Origin of the sequence: Myxococcus sp. CA033, assembly GCF_013336625.1 — a bacterium.
Classification (GTDB): Bacteria; Myxococcota; Myxococcia; order Myxococcales; family Myxococcaceae; genus Myxococcus; species Myxococcus llanfairpwllgwyngyllgogerychwyrndrobwllllantysiliogogogochensis.
Genome location: NZ_JABUMU010000007.1, coordinates 192,397 through 215,631, shown reverse-complemented (window position 1 = coordinate 215,631; position 23,235 = coordinate 192,397). Strand labels below are relative to the sequence as shown.

General features: G+C 69.1%; 6 protein-coding genes (1 of these 6 only partly in view). 4 read left to right on the top strand and 2 right to left on the bottom strand.

Annotation, left to right across the window (positions count from 1 at the left end):
* Positions 1-122: 122 nt before the first annotated feature.
* Positions 123-2,249 (top strand): S46 family peptidase, encoded by a 2,127-nt coding sequence (locus HUA78_RS20060; RefSeq protein WP_174476936.1) that lies wholly within the window; start codon positions 123-125, stop codon positions 2,247-2,249.
* A gap of 119 nt (positions 2,250-2,368) precedes the next feature.
* On the opposite strand, the gene guaA is transcribed toward HUA78_RS20060, so the two are convergent.
* Positions 2,369-3,922, bottom strand: coding sequence for a glutamine-hydrolyzing GMP synthase (gene guaA, locus HUA78_RS20055; protein WP_141641088.1), 1,554 nt, complete (start codon positions 3,920-3,922; stop codon positions 2,369-2,371).
* 99 nt (positions 3,923-4,021) lie between these two features.
* Between guaA and HUA78_RS20050 the strand changes: the two genes are divergently transcribed.
* Entirely contained in the window at positions 4,022-4,642 is a 621-nt protein-coding gene (locus HUA78_RS20050; protein ID WP_174455526.1) for a hypothetical protein, read from the top strand.
* An 84-nt stretch (positions 4,643-4,726) separates the two neighbouring features.
* On the opposite strand, the gene guaB is transcribed toward HUA78_RS20050, so the two are convergent.
* On the bottom strand, positions 4,727-6,184 hold the full coding sequence (guaB, locus tag HUA78_RS20045; RefSeq protein WP_141641090.1) for an IMP dehydrogenase: 1,458 nt from the start codon (positions 6,182-6,184) through the stop codon (positions 4,727-4,729).
* A 175-nt stretch (positions 6,185-6,359) separates the two neighbouring features.
* Between guaB and HUA78_RS20040 the strand changes: the two genes are divergently transcribed.
* Together HUA78_RS20040 and HUA78_RS20030 are read left to right on the top strand one after the other, a co-directional pair.
* Complete coding sequence (locus HUA78_RS20040) at positions 6,360-8,663, top strand: TIGR02266 family protein (protein ID WP_174476935.1); 2,304 nt, start codon at positions 6,360-6,362, stop codon at positions 8,661-8,663.
* A 152-nt stretch (positions 8,664-8,815) separates the two neighbouring features.
* Positions 8,816-23,235: part of a non-ribosomal peptide synthase/polyketide synthase coding region (locus tag HUA78_RS20030; RefSeq protein WP_371745614.1), annotated on the top strand (this coding region is incomplete at its 3' end). The annotated region continues 14,802 nt past the right edge of the window; the window shows 14,420 of its 29,222 annotated nt.

Sequence of the window (23,235 nt, the reverse complement as noted above, 5' to 3'; positions counted from 1 at the left end):
AATCCCCAGGCCGCCTGGATGTTCCAGGGGTTGGGAATTCTTCCCAGCTTTTTTCCCGGTTGACCGAGGCAGTGGGTTACCGCAGAACCGCGACACCCCCGGCCCTGGAAAGGACCTGTCCAATGAAACGGTTGTTCCTGATTGCCACCCTTGTCGGCGCCGCCCCCGCGCTGGCCGACGAAGGCATGTGGACGTACAACAACTTCCCGTCCGCGAAGGTGAAGGAGAAGTACGGCTTCGAGCCTTCGCAGGAGTGGCTCGACAAGGCCCGCCTGTCCTCCGCGCGGCTCGCGGGCGGCTGCTCCGCCAGCTTCGTGTCCGCCAACGGCCTGGTGATGACGAATCACCACTGTGCTCGCGGCTGTATCGAGCAGCTCTCCGGCGCCAAGAAGGACTACATCGCCAACGGCTTCTACGCGAAGACCGAAGCCGAGGAGACGCAGTGCCCGGCGATGGAGATCAACCAGCTGGAGCAGATCACCGACGTCACCGAGACGCTGAACAAGGCGACCGCGGGGCTGTCCGGCAAGCCTTATAGCGACGCCCTGAAGGCGAAGATGTCCGAGCTGGAGCAGGCGTGCTCCGCGGGCGACGCCAAGGTGCGCTGCGACGTCGTCACCCTGTACCAGGGCGGCAAGTACAACCTCTACAAGTACCGCCGCTTCCAGGACGTGCGCCTGGTGATGGCCCCCGAGCACGCCATCGCCTTCTTCGGCGGCGACCCGGACAACTTCGAGTTCCCCCGGTGGGACCTGGACGTGACGTTCCTGCGCGTCTACCAGGACGGCAAGCCGGCCAAGACGGAGAACTTCTTCAAGTGGTCCGAGAAGAGCGCCAAGGAGGGTGACCTCACCTTCGTGTCCGGCCACCCCGGCCGCACCTCGCGCGGGCTGACCATCGCGGAGCTGGAGTACCAGCGCGACGTGGCCATGCCGAAGATGCTCTTCATGATGTCCGAAGTGCGCGGCATGGTGACGGAGTTCCAGAAGCGCGGCCCCGAGCAGAAGCGCATCTCCAACAACCTGCTCTTCGGCGTGGAGAACGGCCTGAAGGCGACCAAGGGCCGCCTGGAGGCGCTGCAGGACAAGAAGTTCTTCGGCCAGAAGGTCGCCGCCGAGCAGGAGCTGCGCAAGAAGGTCGACGCCAACCCGGAGATGAAGAAGAAGTACGGCGCGGCGTGGGATGAGATCGCCAAGGCGCAGGGCCAGCTCGTCAACGTCCGCAAGGACCTGGCCTTCGTCGAGCAGGGCAACGGCCTGTCCTCCAGCCTGTACAGCATCGCCAAGACGCTGGTGCGCGCCTCCGAGGAGCTCCCCAAGGAGAACGGCCAGCGCCTGCGTGAGTTCAACCAGGCCAACGTGCCGGCCCTCACGGCCGGGCTGCTCAGCCCGGCGCCCATCTACCCGGAGCTGGAGATCATGCGCCTGTCGTTCGGCCTGACGAAGATGCGCGAGGAGCTCGGCTCCAACCACCCGTTCGTCAAGAAGGTCCTGGGCAAGGAGTCCCCCGAGAAGCTGGCGGCCCGGCTGGTCAAGGGCTCCAAGCTCTGTGTCCTCAAGGACGTGAAGGGCTCCAAGGTCTGTGACGTGGCCGTGCGCAAGGGCCTGCTCGACGGCGGCAAGGCGGCCATCGCCGCTTCGAAGGACCCGATGATCCAGCTGGCCCTCGCGCTCGACGCGGATGGCCGCGCGGTCCGCAAGAACTACGAGGAGAACATCGACGCGGTCATCAAGAAGAACGCGGAGCTGGTCGCCAAGGCGAAGTTCGAGGCCTACGGCACCAACCAGTACCCGGACGCGACGTTCAGCCTGCGCCTGTCCTACGGCTCGGTGAAGGGCTACATGGAGGACGGCAAGAAGGTGGAGCCCGTCACCCAGATGGCCGGGACGTTCGAGCACGCCACGGGCGAGGAGCCCTTCGCCCTTCCGCCTTCCTGGCTGAAGTCGGAGAAGCTGCTCGACGGCGCCACGGCGATGAACCTGGTCACCAGCAACGACATCATCGGCGGCAACTCCGGTTCCCCGATGATCAACAAGGACGCGGAGATCGTCGGCCTGGTGTTCGACGGCAACATCCAGTCCCTGGGCGGTGAGTACGGCTTCGACGAGTCCGTCAACCGCACCGTGGCCGTGCACAGCGACGCCATCATCGAGTCGCTGAAGAAGATCTACGGCGCCACCCGGGTGCTCGAGGAGCTGCGTCCGGGCAGCACCAAGATTCCCTCGGTCCCCACGAAGCCGGCCGGGTGATTCACCCCGCCTGAAGGGGCCCGGGCTCAACCCCCGGACCCCTGAAGCACGAAGAGGCTGCCTGGGCACGTTCGCCAGGCAGCCTCTTTCGCGTTTCCAGCGGGCACCCTACTCCCGGCTCACTCCCACTCGATGGTGGCCGGGGGCTTGGAGGACACGTCGTAGGCGACGCGGTTGATGCCACGCACCTCGTTGGTGATGCGCGTGGAGATGCGCTCCAGCACGGGGTACGGCAGCCGGGCCCAGTCTGCGGTCATGCCGTCCACGCTGGTGACGGCGCGCAGCACGCAGGTGGACTCGTAGGTGCGCTCGTCGCCCATGACGCCCACGCTCTGCACGGGCAGCAGCACGGCGAAGGCCTGCCACAGCTCCTTGTAGAGCCCCGCGGCGCGAATCTCCTCCTGGACGATGGCGTCCGCGCGGCGCACCAGCTCCAGGCGGGCTTCCGTGACTTCACCCAGCACGCGGATGGCCAGGCCGGGACCGGGGAACGGCTGGCGGTTCACCATGTCCTCGGGCAGCCCCAGCTCGCGGCCCAGGGCGCGGACCTCGTCCTTGAACAGCTCGCGCAGCGGCTCCACCAGCTTGAGCTTCATCGTCTCCGGCAGGCCGCCCACGTTGTGGTGGCTCTTGATGGTGACGGAGGGGCCCTTGTACGAGACGGACTCGATGACGTCCGGGTACAGCGTGCCCTGTGCCAGGAACCCGGCGTCCTGGATGTCGCGCGAGGCCTCCTCGAACACGGCGATGAACTCGCGGCCGATGATCTTCCGCTTCTTCTCCGGGTCCGTCACGCCGGCCAGCGCGTCCAGGAACCGGGCCCGCGCATCCACCGTCTTCAGCGGGACGTGGAAGCGGTCCACGAAGAGCCCCTCCACCTGGGCGCGCTCCCCCTGCCGCAGCACCCCGTTGTCCACGAAGATGCACTGGAGCCGGGGGCCGATGGCGCGGTGGAGCAGCAGCGCGGCCACGGAGCTGTCCACGCCGCCGGACAGCGCGCAGATGACCCGGCCCTGCTCACCCACCTGGCGGCGGATGGTGGCCACCGCCTCGTCGATGAAGCCCTTCATCGTCCACGAGCCGCTCACCTTGCAGTCGTTGAAGAGGAAGGCGCGCAGCATGGCCTTGCCTTGCGGGGTATGTACGACTTCCGGGTGGAACTGGAGGCCGTAGAAGGGCTTGGTCTGGTGGGCCGCCGCAGCGAAGGGCGAATTGCCACTGCGACCAATGGCCTCGAAACCGGGCGGAAGCTCCTCCACCCGGTCTCCGTGGCTCATCCACACCTGGACCCGGTCTCCGGGTTTGAACTCCGAGAAGGGCCCGCGGGGGGCCAGGACTTCGACCTCCGCGTTGCCGAACTCACGGTGTGCGCCCCGGTCAATGCGCCCGCCCAGGAGCTTGGCGGTGAGCTGGAGGCCGTAGCAGATGCCGAGGACGGGCACGCCCGCCTCGAAGACGAACGGGTCACACCGGGGGGAACCAGGCGCCTCCACGGACGCCGGGCCTCCGGAGAGGATGATGCCCCGGGGGGCATAGCGGCGGATATCCTCCGCCGGGAGGTCCGGGCGGTGGATTTCGCAATAAACGCCCAGTTCGCGCACCCTCCGGGCGATGAGCTGGGTGTACTGACTCCCGAAATCGAGGATCAGGATCTTCTCGGCGTGCAGGTCCACCGGAGGTTCTCCAAGGGGCGTCGTTGACGGCTGGGGGCCCTTATCGCTACAAACTTCCGGAAAGCAACGCCCAAGTCCCCTCAATTGTTCGAGGTCCGGATGCTCCGCCGCCTGTCCGCTTCCACTGCTGCGACCCTCTTGTTCCTCTCCGCCTCTGGATGCGTGAAGGAAATCTCCTCCGACGAGCGACTGGACCGCGAGACCCAGAACCTGGCTGTCAAAGACACGCCAGGGGTCTCCGATCTCCAGAAGCTCACCTGTGACGACACCACCGACGCACTGGGCAAGGCCCGCAACGTCAATCGCCCCGAGACGGACCGCCTCGTCGACTACATCGAGCTGTACTCCTCGCTGCGCAAGCGGACCACCACGTTCGAGGAGGCGATGAACCGCAACCCGGACCTGAGCTACCGCGAGGGCAGCCAGCAGATCGTCAATGCACGGGACACCTGCATCCAGCAGACGGCCGACGTGAAGGTGGAGTTCGAGACCTACATGCGCGAGCTGGTGATGGTGCCCACCGTGCAGGAGATCAAGGGCGGCAACACCGTCACCATCGCCCGGCTCGACTTCAACACCCTGCGCCAGGCCATTGAAACGCTGGAGCCCGACGACAAGGACGCCCTGCTCAGCCGCGTGGCCGGCGCCGAGGGGAAGATCTCCGCCGCGTCGCCGTCCTCCGAGGACTCCGGCTCCGGCGGTCGCAAGGGCCGCAAGTAGCCGCCTTCCCGGCCGAAACAACCGAGGGCCCCGCCGCCTGGCGTGGGCCCTCTTTTCGTTCCGGGATTCGCCCGACGGCGCGCCTTACTCCACGCGGTAGTTGGGAGCCTCTTCGGTGATGATGACGTCGTGGACGTGGCTCTCCTTGAGGCCCGCCGAGGTGATGCGCACGAAGGTCGCGTTCTTGCGCAGCTCGTCGATGGTGCCGCAGCCCACGTAGCCCATGCCGCTGCGGATGCCGCCCAGCATCTGGTGGACGTTCATCGCGAGCGTGCCCTTGTACGGCACCCGGCCTTCGATGCCCTCGGGAACGAGCTTCACCGCGTCCACGTCCGACTGGAAGTAGCGGTCCTTGGCGCCCTGCTTCATCGCGCCCAGGCTGCCCATGCCCCGGTAGCTCTTGTAGCTGCGGCCCTGGTACAGGATGACGTCTCCGGGGGCCTCCTCGGTGCCGGCGAAGAGCGAGCCGATCATCACCGTGCTGGCTCCGGCCGCGAGCGCCTTGACGATGTCGCCCGAGTACTTGATGCCGCCATCCGAGATGATGGGGATGTCGTGCTTCTCCGCCTCGCGGCAGCAGTCATCCACCGCGGTGACTTGCGGCACACCCACGCCGGCGACGACGCGGGTGGTGCAGATGGAGCCGGGGCCGATGCCCACCTTCACCGCGTCCACGCCCGCCTGGATGAGCGCGCGGGTGGCCTCGGCGGTGGCGACGTTGCCGGCGATGAGCTCGAAGCCCTTGAAGTTCTTGCGCGTGTCCCGCACCCCGTCCACCACGCCCTTGGAGTGGCCGTGCGCGGTGTCGACGACGATGACGTCCACGCCCGCCTTTACCAGCGCGTCGATGCGCGCCTCGCGGTCCGGAGACACGCCCACGGCGGCGGCGCACAGGAGGCGCCCCTTTCCGTCCTTGGCCGCGTTCGGGTTCGTCCTGCGCTTCTCGATGTCCTTGATGGTGATGAGGCCGCGCAGCTCGAAGTCGTCGTTGACGATGAGCAGCTTTTCGATGCGGTGCTCGTGCAGCAGCTTCTGCGCATCCCCCTGGATGATGCCCTCGCGGCCGGTGACGAGCTTGCGCGTCATCACCGCTTCGACCTTCTGCGTGAGGTTGGTCTCGAAGCGCACGTCGCGGCTGGTGACGATGCCGACGAGGCGACGCCCCTTCACCACGGGGATTCCCGACACGCCATGGTGCCGCATCAGCTCGATGGCGCGGCCCAGCGGGGCCTCGGGGTCGATGGTGACGGGGTCCACCACCATTCCACTTTCGAACTTCTTGACCTTGGTCACCTCGAGCGCCTGCTGCTCGGGGGTCATGTTCTTGTGGATGACACCGATGCCGCCCTCTTGCGCCATGGCGATGGCGGTGCGCGACTCCGTCACCGTGTCCATCGCCGCCGACAGGAGCGGGATGTTCAGGCGAAGGTTGCGCGTGAGGCGGGTCGACAGGTCCGCATCCTTGGGGACAACCGAACTTTCGGCGGGCACCAGGAGGACGTCATCGAAGGTGAGTGCGAGCCGGATCTCGGGGTTCAACATGGGCGGCGCTCCCGGGGCGAAGGGCCCACGAGGCACCAGCGCCCCGAGGGTGCGGTTCCATACGAGGTACGTTGTCCCCACGCAACCTGGAAGGGTGGACTTTTTGACGCCCGTTCACTCGCACTTCAAGCGATAATCCGACCGGGCTTTTCACTCACGTCTCAGGAACCGGGCTTTGACGGAATCGAATCAGGCGGCGGTCGGGTTGGTCGTGAAGCTGCCATTCGCGACGCCGGAGGAGTTCCTGGCGAAGTACGGCGGCAACGTCACCCGGGGTGGCATCTACCTGCGCGCTCGCGCGGTGAAGCCTCCGGGGACGGCCGTCACGCTGGACCTTCGGCTGGCGAGCGGCGAGCGGCTCATCCACGCGCAGGCCGTGGTCCACTTCGTCACCGGGCAGGGAGGCCAGGGCGTGGTGGGCATGGGCCTGCGCTTCCTGGGGATGGACCCCCAGACGCGCCGCTTCCTCGACTCGGCGGTCGCCGCCCTGCCCCACGCCCAGTCGGACGCGCCCCCGGTCCCCACGGGCGTGGGTGCTCCGGACTACACCGTCCCACCTCCGCCACGGCAGGCGAATCCCCAGGTCGTCGCCGCCCAGGTCGCCCCCCCTCCGGGCGGAGTCGCCCCGGTGCCCGCGACGATGATGTCGGACGCGGCGTTGGACCTGAACACGGCGGAGCCCAAGCGCGCGGGTGTGGTGATTGGCATCGACCTGGGCACGACGAACTCGTGTGCCGCCTATGTGCGCAACGGCAAGCCCGGGGTGCTCAACAGCCGCGAGGGCCACAACACGGTGCCCTCCATCATCGCCGTGAACACGCGCGGCAAGCTGGTGGTGGGCCACCCCGCCAAGGGGCAGATGCTCACCAACCCCCGGCACACGGTGTACGGCGCCAAGCGCCTGGTGGGGCGCGCGTACGAGTCGGCCATCGTCGGGGCCATCAAGGACAAGTTCCACTACGAGATCACCGCGGGAGAGAACGGTGACGCGGGCGTGAAGCTGTCGGACCGCGTCTACACGCTCCAGCAGATCTCCGCGCTCATCCTGCGCGAGGTGCGCGAAGTCGCCCAGAACCAGTTGGGCCAGCCCGTGTCCCGCGCCGTCATCACCGTCCCGGCGTACTACAACGACAACCAGCGCCACGCGGTGCGCGAGGCCGGCAAGCTCGCGGGGCTCTACGTCGAGCGCATCCTCAACGAGCCCACCGCCGCGGCGCTCGCGTACGGCTACGGCCGCAAGCTCAACCAGCGCGTGCTGGTGTACGACCTGGGCGGTGGCACGTTCGACGCGTCCGTGCTGGAGCTGGCCGACAACGTCTACGAGGTCATCTCCACCGGCGGCGACACCTTCCTGGGTGGCATCGACTTCGACAACGCCATCGTCGCGTACCTGCTGGAGGAGTTTCAGAAGAAGACGGGCCGGGCCTTCCAGGGCGACCGGGTGGCCATGCAGCGCATCAACGACGCGGCGGAGCGCGCGAAGTGCGCGCTGTCGGAGCGCTCGGAGATGCGGGTGCATGTGGCCTTCGTCACGATGATCGAGGACAAGCCGTACGACCTGGACGTCACGCTCACGCGGCAGAAGCTCATCGAGCTGACGGAAGGGCTCGTCGACCGCACCGTCCAGGTCTGCGAGGAGGTCCTCCGGGTGAAGAACCTGGGCCCCAAGGACATCGACGAGGTCATCCTCGTCGGAGGCCAGAGTCGCTTCCCGCTGGTGCACGAGAAGATCACCCGCTTCTTCGGCAAGCCGCCGAGCAAGGGCGTCCACCCCGACGAAGCGGTGGCCCTGGGGGCCGCGCTCCTGGCGCACAGCCTGGGGCAGCTCGAGGGCGTGGTGCTCATCGACGTGCTCCCCATGGCTATTGGCGTGGGCCTGCCCGGTGGACGCTTCAAGCCCGTGCTGGAGCGCAACACCTCGCTGCCCTCCACCAAGAGCTACACCCTCTCCACGCACCGCGACGGCCAGACGGAGCTGGAGCTCACCGTGTTCCAGGGCGACTCCGACAAGGCGTCCGACAACGAGTACCTGGGCACGCTGAAGCTCGCGGGACTGCCCAAGCTCCCGCGTGGCGCCGTGCAGGTGTCGGTGACGTTCGAGGTGAACAACGAGTCACTGTTGAAGGTCACCGCGCGCGAGTCCTCCTCCGGGCGCGAGGTGACGAGCACCTTCTCCACGCGCGACACGCCCGACGCCGTGAAGGCGAAGCTCGCCCAGTTGGACGCCGAAGGAACGGCCGCCGCGGCACAGGCGACGGGCTCCACGCCGACGCGCACCGTGAGCACGACGGGAACAGGCACCGCCAGTCCGGCGCCGATGAGGGCTCCTGCGGGCGTGACAACTACCTCGGCCCCACGAATCGCTCCTCCGAAGGTCACAGCCGCGCCGCAATCCAACGTCCACGCGGTACCGGCCTTGGTGAGCGCGAAGTCGCGAGGCTTCGTGCGATGGCTCAAAGGCTTGTTCGGTAGGGCCTGAGTCTCGATTTCTTGCTGAGAGTGGATCAGTCGTCCTTCCACTTTCACGCTGGGAATGAAGATGCATGTGGGTAGTCGTTGAGGCCCGCGATTGTCGGCCTCGCCTGTTATTAAGCCGCCGGCCGCAATCAGCCCGGACGAGCTCCACACCCCATGCATGCTCCCTTTCGAATCCTCAATGACGCCCTCCGTGTGCGCGCAGTCGGAGAGTCGTCGCGGCAGCCGCTCTACACCTTCCTCGGAGAGTCGGACGGCGACGAAGCCGCGCTGACCGCACCCGAGCTGGAGCGCCAGGCACGTCGCATCGCCGCCGCGCTGCAAGCGCGTGGGGCCGTGGGCCAGCGAGTGCTGCTGCTCTATCCGCCGGGGCTCGACTACCTCGCGGGTTTCTTTGGCTGCTTGTATGCGGGCGCGGTGGCGGTGCCCGCCTATCCGCCGGACCCGACGCGGCTCGAGCGCACCCTTCCCCGCTTGCGCGCCATCATCCAGGACGCGGAGGCGACGGTGGTACTCACCACGTCGGGCATCCTGGGCCTGGCGGATTTCGTCTTCGAACAGGCGCCGGACTTCCGAGCGCTCCAGTGGTTGTCCACGGATGACCTGCCCGTGGGCGGCGAGGACGCGTGGCGCGAGCCCGACCTTGGCTCCGACACGCTGGCGTTCCTCCAGTACACGTCGGGCTCCACGGGGACGCCCAAGGGCGTGATGCTGTCCCACGCCAACCTGCTGCACAACCTGGGGCTCATCTCCGGTGCGTTCCAGGTGCGCCGCGACAGCGTGGGCGTCATCTGGCTGCCGCCGTACCACGACATGGGGCTGATTGGCGGCATCCTCCAGCCGCTGTTCGGCGGCTTCTCCGTGGCGTTGATGTCACCGATGTCCTTCCTCCAGCGTCCCATGCGCTGGCTGGAGGCCGTGTCCCGCTTCCGGGGCACCGTCAGTGGAGGCCCGAACTTCGCCTTCGAGTTGTGCGCGCGTCGCGCCACCTCCGAGGATGTGAAGGCGCTCGACTTGAGTTCGTGGGAAGTGGCGTTCTGCGGAGCGGAGCCCATTCGAGCCGCGACGTTGGACCGCTTCGCGGAGGTGTTCGCTCCGGCGGGCTTCCGTCGCGAGGCGTTCTATCCCTGCTATGGGCTGGCCGAGGGCACGCTCATCGTCACCGGTGAGCAGAAGGGCCGCGTTCCTCGCGTGCACGTGCTCGACGAGGCTTCGCTGTCTCGTGGCACCGCTGTCCTCGCATCTCCGGAGACCCCGGGCGTCCGCGCGCATGTGAGCTGCGGTGCGACGCTGGCCGAGCAGCGGCTGCTCATCGTCGATCCCGAGACGAAGGTGCAGCGGGCTCCGGGTGAAGTGGGCGAAATCTGGGTGTCCGGCGGCAGTGTGGCGCTGGGCTACTGGCACAAGCCCGAGCAGTCGCAGGAGACGTTCCAGGCACGCCCCGTGGGCGCCGAGGACGGACCTGCCTATCTGCGCACGGGGGACCTGGGACTGCTCCTCGATGACGGGCAGCTCATCGTCACCGGGCGTCGCAAGGACCTCATCATCCTGCGGGGTAGGAACCTGTACCCGCAGGACGTGGAGGCCGTGGTGGAGCGCGCGCATCGGCGCGTGCGGCCCGGTGGCGTGGCGGCCTTCGGAATCGAGACGCCGGAGGGTGAGGCCCTCGCGGTGGTCGCGGAGGTAGCGCGCGAGCTTGCGGAGTCGGGAGACACCGAGGCGCTGACCGCCGTGGCGGACTCGGTGCGGCAGGGCATTGCCCGTGAGCTGGAGGTCCAACCCAGGACGGTGGCACTGCTTCCGCCCGGCTCCATCCCGAAGACGTCGAGCGGGAAGATCCAGCGCTTCGCCTGCCGGGCGGGCCTGGCCTCGGGCGAGCTGCCCGTGCTGTGGCGCTCGGACCTGAACCTCGGGGGCGCACCTGGGACGACTCGGGATGCAACCGCTGGGGTCGTTGAGAGGGAGCCTCGAGCAACCGGGTCGTCGCTGCTGGGCACCGCTTCGTCCGTGAACGTTGGTGGGACCGCGGACGCTCAGTCCGGCACCGCGTCGACGATGGGCGTCGGCGTGGCCGCACAGTCCGGAACCGCATCGACGGTGGGCGTCGGCGTGGCCACTCAGCCCGGCACGGCATCGACGGTGGGTGTCGGTGTGGCCGCTCAGTCCGGCACCGCGCCGTCCGCGAGCGCCGACGTGGCGGTTTCCGCTGGCGCGCTCGTGGAACCATCCGCGAGGACTTCGGGCTTGTCCTCCGCGGAGCTGGAGCGCGCGCTTCGCGAGGAACTCTCCGCCGTACTGGGTGCCTCCGCTGGCACCGTGGACCTGGATGCTCCGTTGACCCGACTGGGGATGGACTCCCTGGGCGCGGCCGACCTTCAGGTGCGCATCGAGAAGCGCCTGGGCGCGCGCATCTCCGCCGCCACGCTGCTTCAGGACGTCAGCCTCCGGGGCCTCATCAGAGAGGTTTCGACGGGGGCCCAGGGCTCGCTCGCACCGCGTTCCGGTCCGGTGGCGCGGGGCAGCGCGAACACAGGGCCCCTGCCGGCCTCCTTCGCGCAGCAGCGACTCTGGTTCATCCAACAGCTCGAACCGGCCTCGACCGCCTACCACATCCCCCTCGCCTTCACGTTGCGGGGACACCTGGACACGGCCGCGCTGGAGCGCGCGCTGAACGAACTGGTCCGTCGCCACGACGTGCTGCGGACCACGCTCACCTCGAAGGACGGTGAGCTGCTCCAGCACGTCCACGCACCGACGCCCGTGGCCATCGAGCGAGTCGTCACTGACGCCGATGACCTCGCGGACCGCGCCTCCGTGCTGGATGCCGTGGCCGTACGAGATGGCCAACGTCCCATGGACCCGGCGACGGGTCCGCTGCTTCGCTTCAGCCTCGTGTGCTTCGCGGCCGAGGACCATGCCCTCGTCGTCTCCGTACACCACCTGGTGGCCGACGGCTGGACCGTGGGCCTGATGGCGCGCGAGCTGGCCACCCTCTACGGGGCCTTCAGCGCGGGACAACCTTCGCCCCTGTCCGAGCCGGCGCTCCAGTACGGAGACTTCGCCGCGTGGCAGCGTGAACACCTCACGCCCCAGGCACTCCGGAAGGAGCTGACGTGGTGGAAGCAGGCGCTCGCGGAGGCCCCCTCTCTGCTCGCCCTTCCCACCGACAGACCTCGGCCGCAGCGCCTCTCGTTCCACGGTGCGCGCCGCTCGCGGCTGTTGCCCGCGGCGCTGATGGCGCAGTTCCATGCCTTGGGCCGACGTGAAGGCGTCACGCCGTTCATGAGCGTGGTCGCCGCGCTGTCCACCGTGCTGCATCGCTGGAGCGGACAGGCCGACTTCGTGCTCGGCTCCGCCATCTCCGGCCGCGAGGTCCCCGGCATTCGCGGGCTGATGGGCGACTGCACCAACTTCATCCCTCTGCGCGTACGGCTCCCGTCCGAGTCCACCGTGACGGGGCTGCTCGCGGCGGTGAAGCAGAGCACCCTGGGCGCGCTGGCCCACGGGCATTGCCCGTTCGACCACGTGCTCGCGGCCGTGCAGCCCGGTTCGCAGCGGCGCGAGCTGTACAACGTCGCCTTCGTCCTCGACGACTACGACATTCCGCGCGACCTGGCCGTCGGCAACGGCCTGACGCTGGGCGTGTCGCTGCTGGACAACCGCACCACCGAGCTGGACCTGACGTTCGAGGCCGCGCACGGGCCCGACGGCCTGCTCATCGGCTGCAAGTACGCGTCGGACCTCTTCGATGCGGAGACCATCGACCGGCTGCTCGGCCACCTCGAAGTGGTGGTGGGCGGCATGGTGGACGCTCCCGGCCAGCGCATCGCCGAGCTGCCCTTGATGACAGAGGCCGAGCGTCAGCACGTGCTGCACGCCTGGAACCCCCGCACCGAGTCGCCGAGCGACAGCACGCTGGTGGAGCGCTTCGAGGCGCAGGTGGACCGCACGCCGGACGCCGTCGCAGCCACGTTCGAGTCCAGTCACCTGACGTACCGCGATCTGGATTCACGCGCGAACCGGCTGGCCCAGGTGCTGCTGCGCCATGGCGTGGGCCCCGACGTCCTCGTCGGAGTGTGCCTGGAGCGCGGGCTGGACCTCGTCGTGGCCCTGATCGGCATCCTCAAGGCTGGCGGTGCGTACCTGCCGCTGGACCCGTCGTATCCCCGGGAGAACCTCGCGTTCATGCTGGAGGACGCGCAGGCCCCCGTCCTCATCACGCAGACCTCGCTGGAGGACCGCGTGCCCGCGCCCGGTGCCGCCGTGGTGCGTCTGGACACCGAGCCGTCCGACTCCACCCCCGCGCCTCGCCCGCCGCGCTGCAACGCCCCGAGCGACCTCGCCTACGTCATCTACACCTCCGGCTCCACGGGGCGCCCCAAGGGCGTGATGGTGCGGCACGACAACGTCGTGCGCCTCTTCACCGCCACCGACGCGTGGTTCCAATTCGGACCCGAGGACGTGTGGACGCTGTTCCATTCCTACGCGTTCGACTTCTCAGTGTGGGAACTCTGGGGCGCGCTGCTCTACGGCGGCCGGCTGGTGGTGGTGCCGTACTGGGTGAGCCGCTCTCCCGAGGCCTTCCATCGGCTGCTCGTGGACGAGCGCGTGACCGTCCTCAACCAGACGCCCACCGCGTTCCGCCAGCTCATCCATGCCGAGCAACAGGCCGCCGCGCGCGGTCCGCTCCCCACGTTGTCCCTGCGCTACGTGGTCTTCGGCGGTGAAGCGCTGGACATGGCCGCGCTGCGTCCGTGGTTCGAGCGGCATGGCGACGCGCGTCCGACGCTCGTCAACATGTACGGCATCACCGAGACGACGGTCCACGTCACCTACCGTCCCGTGCGGATGGAGGACGTGGAGCGCCCCTGGTCCAGCGTGATTGGCGCGCCGATTCCGGACCTTCAAATCTACCTGCTGGATGCGCTCGGCCAGCCCGTGCCCGTGGGCGTCCCGGGAGAAATCCACGTTGGTGGCGCGGGTGTGGCCCGTGGCTACCTGCGGCGTCCCGAGCTGACCTCCGCGCGCTTCGTGGAAGACCGCTTCGGCCCCGTGCGCGGACGCAGGCTGTACCGCGCGGGAGACCTGGCGCGACGCCTGGCCAATGGAGACTTGGAGTACCTGGGCCGCATCGACAACCAGGTGAAGATTCGCGGCTTCCGCATCGAGCTGGGGGAGATCGAATCGGCGTTGAGCACGCATCCCTCGGTGCGAGAGACCGTGGTGATGGCCCGCGAGGACTCGCCGGGAGACAAGCGCCTGGCGGCGTATGTTGTCCTCGGGGACCTGGACTCCTCGGGCACCGTGGAGCAGACGGCGCAGTGGAAGGCCGTCTACGACGAGACCTACGCCCAGGGGGAGCGCAGCGAGGACCCCACCTTCGACATCTCCGGCTGGAATGACAGCTACACCGGTGGGCCGCTCCCCGCGCCGCAGATGCGCGAGTGGGTGGACACCACGGTGCGGCAGATCCTCGCCCTGCGTCCTCGCCGGGTGCTGGAGCTGGGCTGCGGCACGGGCCTCCTGCTGTACCGGCTGGCGCCTCGGTGCGAGGCGTACTGGGGCGTGGACTTCGCCCGGCCCGCGTTGGATCGCATCGAGCAGCAGAAGGAACGACTGGGCGACTCCCTTCGCTCCGTCTCCTTGCTGCATCGAAGCGTGGATGACCTGTCTGGCATCGAGCCCCACTCGTTCGACACCGTCATCCTGAACTCCGTCATCCAGTACTTCCCGAGCGGCGACTACCTGCTCCAGGTCCTGAGCGGAGCGGTGAAGGTGATCAAGCCCGGGGGCCGCATCTTCCTGGGCGACGTGCGCAACCTGGAGCTGCTGGAGTCCTTCCGTGCCTCGGTGCGCCTGCACCGCGCGCCGCCCAACCTGTCGACGCCGCAACTCCAGTACCGCGTGCAGCGAGACGTGCTGGCCGAGGAGGAGCTGGTCCTCTCGCCCACGTACTTCACCTCGCTGCCCGCGCGGGTGCCGGGCATCTCCCGAGTGGAGGTCCTGCCCAAACACGGTCGCTACGACAACGAGCTGAGCCGCTTCCGCTACGAGGTCATCCTCCACGTGGGCGAGGCCGCCGCGGCCTCGCGTCCTGACTGGGTGGATGGAAGCAACCTGTCGCTGGAGCCTCTGCGCCAGAAGCTCGAAGCCCAGCCTTCGATGCTGGCCGTGCGCGGCCTGCCCAACGCCCGCGTGCTCGATGACACGCGCCTGGTCGCGCTGCTCTCCGGCTCCGGCCGGCCGCCGCACGTGGGCGCGCTGCGCGAAGTGCTCCGCGACTGGCCCGGTTCACGAGGCGTGGAGCCGGAGGACCTCTATGCCCTGGGCGGAGTGATCGGCTACGACGTCCGGGTGAGCTGGGCCGGCGCGCATGCGGACGGCGCCCTGGACGTGGTGTTCTCACGGCCCGGTGAGGCCACTCGACTCGACCTCACCCCGGAGGCGGCCGGTGACCTCGCGCCCGTGTCGCGACTCGCGAACGACCCGCTGCGCGGGGCCCGGAGTGCTCGCGAAGTGGCGCGCATCCGGCAGTCGCTCATGGAGCGTTTGCCGCCGCACATGGTGCCGTCGGCCTTCGTCGTGCTGCCGTCGCTGCCGCTGACTCCCAGTGGCAAGGTGAACCGTGGCGCGCTGCCCGCTCCGGAAGCGGACCGCTCCGTCATCGAGGACGAATACCTCGCGCCGAGAAACCCCACCGAGGAGGCCATCGCTCGCATCTTCTCCGAGGTGCTGGGGCACTCCCGCGTGGGGGCCCGGGATGACTTCTTCGCGCTCGGTGGACACTCGCTGCTGGCCACGCAGGTGGTGACGCGGCTGCGCGCTCAGCTCGGCGTCTCGTTGTCCCTTCGCGCCCTCTTCGAAGCGCCCACCGTCGAACGGCTCTCCGAGCGCATCGCTCCGCTACAAGGCTCGGCTCCGACACCGAGCGAGAGCGTGCCCCTGGAGCGCCTGACTCGCTCCGGAACGGTGGACGCGCTCGCCGTGTCCTTCGCGCAGCAGCGCCTCTGGTTCCTGGAGCAGCTCCAGCCCGGACAGGCCGCGTACAACATCCCCGTGGCCCTTCGGCTGACGGGACGACTCGACGTCGAGTCCCTGCGTCGGACCTTCGCGGAGGTCGTCCGTCGGCACGAGCCCCTGCGGACGACGTTCGCCTCGCGCGATGGCCAGCCCGTGCAGCTCATCCACCCGGCGCCCGAGGCCTGGCCCCTGACGGTCGAGGACCTGAGCACTCTGGAGTCCTCCGCGCGCGAGGCTGCCGTGGAGCACCGCGTCTCCGAGGAGGCGCACCACGCGTTCGACCTGGAGCACGGCCCCCTGCTGCGCACGGCGCTGCTCCGACTGGGAGCCGAGGAGCACCTGCTCCTGCTGTGCATGCACCACATCGTCTCCGACGGCTGGTCCATGGGCGTGCTCGTGCGCGAGGTCGCCATGCTCTATGCGGCCGTCTCCTCGGGCCGCGCGGCCACCCTCCCCACGCTCCCGGTCCAGTACGCCGACTACGCGGCCTGGCAGCGGCGCGTGCTGGAGAACGAGACCGAGAACACCCAGCTCGAAGCCTGGCGCGCGCACGTCCAGGGGACCCCCGTCCTCGAACTGCCGACGGACTTCCCGCGTCCCGCCGTGCGCGGCTCGCGCGGCGCGACAGAGTTCTTCACCGTGCCGGGTGACCTGGTCTCCCAGTTGGAGAAGCTGGGCCAGTCCGAGGGCGCCACGCTCTTCATGGTGCTGCTCGCCACCTGGCAGACCCTGCTCGCGCGGTACTCCGGCCAGACGGACTTCTGCGTGGGCACTCCCGTGGCCCATCGCACGCGTCCGGAGCTGGAGGGGCTGATTGGCTTCTTCGTCAACACGCTCGCGCTGCGGGCACAGCTCGCGGGCGACCCGACTTTCGTGGAGCTGGTGGGCCGGGTGCGCGAGGAGTCCCTCGCGGCCTTCGCTCATCAGGACGTGCCTTTTGATCGACTCGTCGAGGCCCTGGGCGGAGAGCGCGACCTGTCGCGCACGCCCGTGTTCCAGTCGGTGTTCGTGCTCCAGAACGCTCCGTTGCAGCCGCCAGCGCTGCCGGGCCTGAGCGTGGACCTTCTTCAGACGGCGACGAACACCTCCAAGTTCGACGTCACCGTCTCGCTGATGGAACGCGCGGGAGCCCTCGCGGGGCAGCTCGAGTACAGCCTGGACCTCTTCACCCCGGACACCGCGCGGCGACTGGTCGACCACTTCCAGCGCCTGCTGCGCGGCGTGGTGGAAGACGCGGGGCGCCGGCTCTCCGCACTGCCGCTGATGTCCGAGGCAGAGCGACACCAGGTGCTCGTCTCCTGGAATGACACCCGCGCCGAGTACCCGTCCGAGACCACGCTCCACGAGCGCATCTCCGCGCACGCGCGGGCCAGACCCGACGCCGTGGCAGTGGTTCACCAGGGCCACGGGCTCAGCTACGCGGAACTCGAAGCACGCTCCAACCAGCTCGCGCGCCACCTCCTGGCCCGGGGACTGGGGTCGGAGCCTCGCGTGGGCCTGCTCCTGCCGCGAAGCACGGAGCTCGTGGTCGCCATGCTCGGTGTCGTGAAGGCTGGTGGCAGCTACGTGCCCCTGGATCCGGCGTGGCCCGAGCAACGACTCGCCTTCGTCATCGCGGATGCCGGCCTCTCCACGGTGCTCACGCTGGAGGCTGTCGCCTCGGTGCTCCCGTCCGTCGCGCCTTCGCGCGTGTGCCTGGACTCCGAGTGGGCGCACATCGCGCGCCAGTCGACAGACGAGGTGACGCTCTCGACGAGCCCGGACCAGCTTGCCTACGTCACGTACACATCCGGATCGACGGGCGTGCCCAAGGGCGTGGCCGTCACCCACCGGGCCGTGCTGCGTCTGGCGTCCGGCCTGAGCCTCGCCACCGGACCCGAGGACGTCGTCCTCCAGATTTGTGCGCCCACGTTCGACCCGCTCGCCCTGGAGGTCTGGACCACGCTGCTGTCCGGCGCACGGCTCGTCGTGTACCCGGCTCAAATGCCCGAGGTGACAGAACTCGCACGCATCCTCGTCGAGGAGCGAGTGACCGCCGCCTTGCTGCCCACCGCGTTGTTCGACGTGATGCAGCAGCATCAACCGGAGGCCCTGGCCCAGGTGCCTTGGCTGATCGTGGGTGGAGACGTGCTGCCCGTGCCCCGGGCGCGGGAACGACTGGCCCAGGGCCGCTCGCTCATCAACGCCTATGGCCCCACGGAAGTCTCCGTCGCCACCACGCAGCACCCCCTGAACCCGGGTGACACGCTGGGCGACTCGATTCCCATCGGTCGCCCCCTGGCCAACACCCACGTCTACGTCGTGGACCCGAGCCTTCGGCCCGTGCCCGTGGGTGTTCCGGGCGAGCTGCTCATCGGTGGAGCGGGGCTCGCTCGGGGCTACCAGGGCCAGCCCGCGCTCACCGCCGAGCGCTTCGTCCCGAATCCCTTCGCCTCCACGCCCGGCGAGCGGCTGTACCGCTCGGGAGACCGCGTGCGCTGGCGTCCGGATGGCACCCTCGAGTTCCTGGGGCGCATCGACTTCCAGGTGAAGGTGCGTGGCTTCCGCATCGAGCTGGGTGAGGTGGAGTCCGCCCTGCGCGCGCACACCGAGGTCGGTGAGGCCATCGCGGTGGTCCGAGAGGACGTTCCAGGTGACAAGCGACTGGTGGCCTATGTCTCGCCGGCCACCGTGGACACGGAGTCGCTTCGCGCCCACCTGCGCCAGCGCCTCCCCGAGTACATGGTGCCGAGCGCGTTCGTCGCGCTGGAGTCGTTGCCCCAGACGTCCCACGGCAAGGTGGACCGCAAGGCCCTGCCAGTCCCTGACTTCGCTGCGGGAGCCTCCAGCTTCGAGGCCCCCCAGACGGAGCTCCAGCGACAGCTCGCGGACGTGTTCCGCGAAGTGCTGCGTGTGGAGCGCGTGGGCCTGCATGACGACTTCTTCCTGCTGGGCGGGCACTCGTTGCTCGCCACGCAGGTGGTGACGCGACTGCGTGCGCGGCTGGGGAGCACGCTGTCGCTGCGCGCGTTCTTCGAGGCGCCCACCGTGGCGCGGCTCGCGGAGCGACTCGAAGCCTCGCTCGCGGCGTCCGCCTCCGAGCTGCCGCCCCTGGTCGCCCTGCCCCGCGCTCCAGAGGGAATGGAGCTGTCCTTCGCCCAGCAGCGACTGTGGTTCATGGACCAGCTCCAGCCGGGACTCGTCGCGTTCAACATGCCCGCCGCGCTGCGACTGCGTGGGACGCTCCAGGTGGACGTGCTGCGCCGTGCCTTCCAGGAGGTCGCCCGTCGTCACGAGACGCTGCGCACCACCTTCACGTCCCGCGAGGGGCGGCCCGTGCAGTACGTCCATCCCGCCCCCGAGACCTGGGAGCTGCGAATCGAGGACCTGAGCGCGCTGGAGCCCTCCGCGCGCGAGGCCACGGCCGAGCGACGCATCAGCGAAGAGGCACACCGTCCCTTCGACCTGGAGCGCGGCCCGTTGCTGCGCACCGCCCTGCTGAAGCTCGGGGAGCAGGAGCACGTCCTGCTGCTATGCATGCACCACATCATCTCGGACGGCTGGTCCGTGGACGTGCTGGTGCGCGAAGTCGCCGAGGTCCACACCGCGCTCCTGGAGAACAAGAGCGCGGCGCTCCCGGAGCTGCCGGTGCAGTACGCCGACTACGCGGCGTGGCAGCGGCGAGTGATGGAAGACAGCGCGGTGAGCGCGCAAGTCGACTGGTGGCGCTCACGGCTCCAGGAGGCTCCCGTGCTGGAGCTTCCCACGGACCATGCACGTCCCGCGTCCCGCAGCTTCCGGGGCGCCATGCACTCCTTCTCGTTGCCCGCGGAGCTGGTGTCGGCCCTGGAGGTCGTCGGTCGCGAACAGAGCGCGACGCTGTTCATGGTGCTGCTGACCGGCTGGCAGGCGTTGCTGGCGCGGTACTCGGGGCAGCGCGACTTCACCACGGGGACCACGGTGGGTCACCGCGAACGGCCGGAGCTGGAGGGGTTGATCGGCTTCTTCGTCAACACCGTCCCGCTGCGCTTCCAGTGGGGCGAGGACCCCACCGTCGCCACCATGGTGCGGCAGGTGAAGGAAGTCGCCCTGGCGGCCTTCTCTCATCAGGACGCGCCGTTCGACCGGGTGGTGGAAGCCCTCGGCGGTGAGCGAGACCTCTCGCGCACGCCGCTGTTCCAGACCCTCTTCGTGCTCCAGAACACGCCGATGCGGGCGCCGTCGCTCACTGGCATGCAGGTGGACCTGCTTCCGTGCACCACGGACACGGCGCGCTACGACCTCACGCTCTCCCTGATGGAGCGGGAGGGCGCGCTGGAGGGACAGCTCGAATACAGCACCGACCTCTTCACCGAAGCGACGATCCACCGGATGGCGGAGCACCTGCGCGTGGTGCTCCAGGCGGTGGCTCGCGGAAGTCTGGAGCAGCGCCTCAGTCAGTTGCCCCTGATGACCGAAGCCGAGCGTCATCAACAGCTGCGCGACTGGAACGACACGCGGGTGGAGCTGCCCGCCGTGGCGACGATTCCCGCGCTGTTCTTCGCTCAGGTCGCCCGCACGCCGTCGGCCGTGGCCGTGGAGCATGACGGTCGGACGCTCACGTACTCGCAGCTCGACGAGCGGTCCAACCAGCTCGCGCACCACCTGCGCACCCTGGGCCTGGGCGCCGAGTCGCGCGTGGGCGTGTGCCTCCACCGGGGACTGGAGATGGTGGTGGGGGTGCTCGGCATCCTCAAGGCCGGGGGTTGCTACGTGCCCCTGGACCCGTCGTATCCGGCGCATCGGCTCGCGTTCCTGTTCGAGGACTCGGGCGTGGCGGCGGTGCTCACGCAGGCGTCGCTGGAGGACGAGCTCCCCTCGGGCTCGCAGCCCCTGGTGAGCCTGGACTCCGAATGGAGCGTCATCGCGCGGCAGCCCACGCACGCGGTGAACGCGGATATCGGACCGGACCAGCTCGCGTACGTCACGTACACCTCCGGCTCCACGGGAACGCCCAAGGGCGTGGCCATTCCGCACCGAGGCGTGGTGCGCCTGCTGACCGGCGCGCGCTTCGTCGACCTGGGCCCCAAGGAAGTGGTGCTCCAGCTCGCGCCGTTGGCGTTCGACGCGTCCACCCTGGAGCTGTGGGGCGCGTTGCTGCATGGCGGACGGCTGGTCATCTACCCGCACGCGACGACGGACCTGGAGGAGCTGGGCCAGGCGCTCGTGCGGCACGAGGTGTCGCTCCTCTGGTTGACGGCCGCGCTGTTCGACCAGATGCAGCAGCACCAGCCGGAGGCCCTGGCCCGGGTTCCGCAGCTCCTCGCGGGCGGCGACGTGTTGCCCGTGCCACGGGTGCGCGAGCGACTGGCCAGTGGCCGGGGGCTGGTGAACGGCTACGGCCCCACCGAGGGGACCACCTTCACCGCCTGCCACCGGCTGTCACCGGGTGACGAAATGGGGACCTCCGTCTCCATCGGTCGGCCCATCGGCAATACCCAGGTCTTCGTCCTCGACGACGCCCTGCAGCCCGTGCCCGTCGGTGTCCCGGGTGAGCTGTTCATCGGAGGAGACGGTCTGGCCCGGGGCTACCTGGGCCAGCCCGCCCTCACCGCGGAGCGCTTCGTTCCTCATCCGTTCTCCTCCACTCCGGGCGCTCGGCTGTACCGCTCCGGAGACCGGGTGCGGTGGACAGAGGACGGCACGCTCCGCTTCCTGGGCCGCACGGACTTCCAGGTGAAGGTGCGCGGCTTCCGCATCGAGCCGGGCGAGGTCGAAGCCTCGCTGCGCACCCATCCGGGCGTGCTCGAAGCCACGGTGGTGGTGCGCGAGGACACACCGGGCGACAAGCGACTGGTGGCGTACGTGGTGCCCGCGACGCTGGAGAGCGGCGCCCTGCGTGAGCACCTGCGTCGTCAGTTGCCGGAGTACATGGTGCCGACGGCGTTCGTCGCGCTCGACGCCCTGCCTCTGTCCCCCAACGGCAAGGTGGACCGCAAGGCGCTGCCGACGCCGGAAGTGTCCTCGTCCTCGCCTGTCTCCGAGGATGCCCTTCCCCTCCTCCAGCAGCAGCTCGCGGCCCTGTTCCGCGAGGTGCTGAAGGTGGACCGGGTGGGTCCGGACGACGACTTCTTCGAGCTGGGTGGCCACTCCCTGCTGGCCACGCAGTTGGTGACACGGGTGCGCGCGCGGCTCGACGTGGACCTGCCGCTGCGCGTGTTGTTCGAGGCCCCCACGCTGGCGGGGCTGGCGCAGCGAATCGAGGCGCTCATGCTGCACGCTTCGCGCACGGCGATGCCGCCGCTGCTGACGGTGGCCCGTGACGAGGCGATGCCCCTGTCCTTCGCCCAGCAGCGCCTGTGGCTCCTGGAACAGCTCCAGCCGGGCCAGGCCGTCTACAACGTGCCCGTGGCGCTGAAGATGTCCGGCGCGCTCGACGTGGACGTGTTGAGGCAGACCTTCGCCGCGCTGGTCCTCCGGCACGAGGTGCTCCGCACGACCTTCCTCGCCCGTGAAGGCCTTCCGTTCCAGCGCATCCAACCCGCGCCGACGCGCTGGTCCCTGCCCGTGGAGGACCTGAGCACGCTGGCTCCCGCCGCGCGCGAGACCGCGCTCCGCGCTCGGATGGTCGAGGAGGCGCATCACCGGTTCGACCTCCAGAACGGTCCGATGCTGCGCACGGTGCTCGTCCGCACCGAGCCCAGCGAGCATGTCCTGTTGCTGTGCATGCACCACATCGTCTCGGACGGCTGGTCCATGGGTGTGCTGGTGCGAGAGGTGGCCGCGCTCTACGAGGCCATCGCCGAGGGCCGTGAGCCCACCTTGCCCGAGCTGCCCGTGCAGTACGCGGACTTCGCGGCGTGGCAGCGGCAGTGGGTGCGCTCCGAGGGCATCCAGGGACAGCTCGAAGCACTGCGCGCCCGCTTCGTCGGGGCTCCCGCGCTGGAGCTTCCGGCGGACACCGTGCGCCCCGCGACGCGGACGATTCGGGGTGGCAGCCACTTCTTCACGCTGCCCCCGGAGTTGGTGGCGGAGCTGGAAAAGCTGGCTCGCGCCGAAGGGGCCACGCTGTTCATGGTCCTGCTCGCCGCGTTCGAGGTGTTGCTGTCGCGCTACTCCGGGCAGCAGGACTTCTGCATCGGAAGCCCCGTGGCCCAGCGCACCCGAGCAGAGCTGGAGCCGCTCATCGGCTTCTTCGTCAACACGCTGGTGCTGCGGGCCCGCGTCGACGGCAACCCGACCTTCACGGAGCTGGTGGCGCGAGTCCGTGAGGAGTCGCTGGCCGCGTACGTCCACCAGGACGTCCCGTTCGACCAGCTCGTGGAGTCGCTCGGCGGCGAGCGCGAGGGCCGCAGGTCTCCGCTCATCCAGGTCATGTTCGCGTTGCAGAACGCGCCCATGCAGCCTCCGGCGCTGCCCGGCGTCCGGGTCGACGTGTTGAAGACCGCGACGAACACCGCGCGGCTCGACCTCACGATGTCCCTGATGGAGCAGCAGGACGGCGGACTCGACGGCGCGTTGGAGTTCAGTCTCGACCTGTTCTCCCCTGCTTCCGCCGAGCGGCTGGGCCGACACTTCCGCGTCCTGCTGGAGACCGT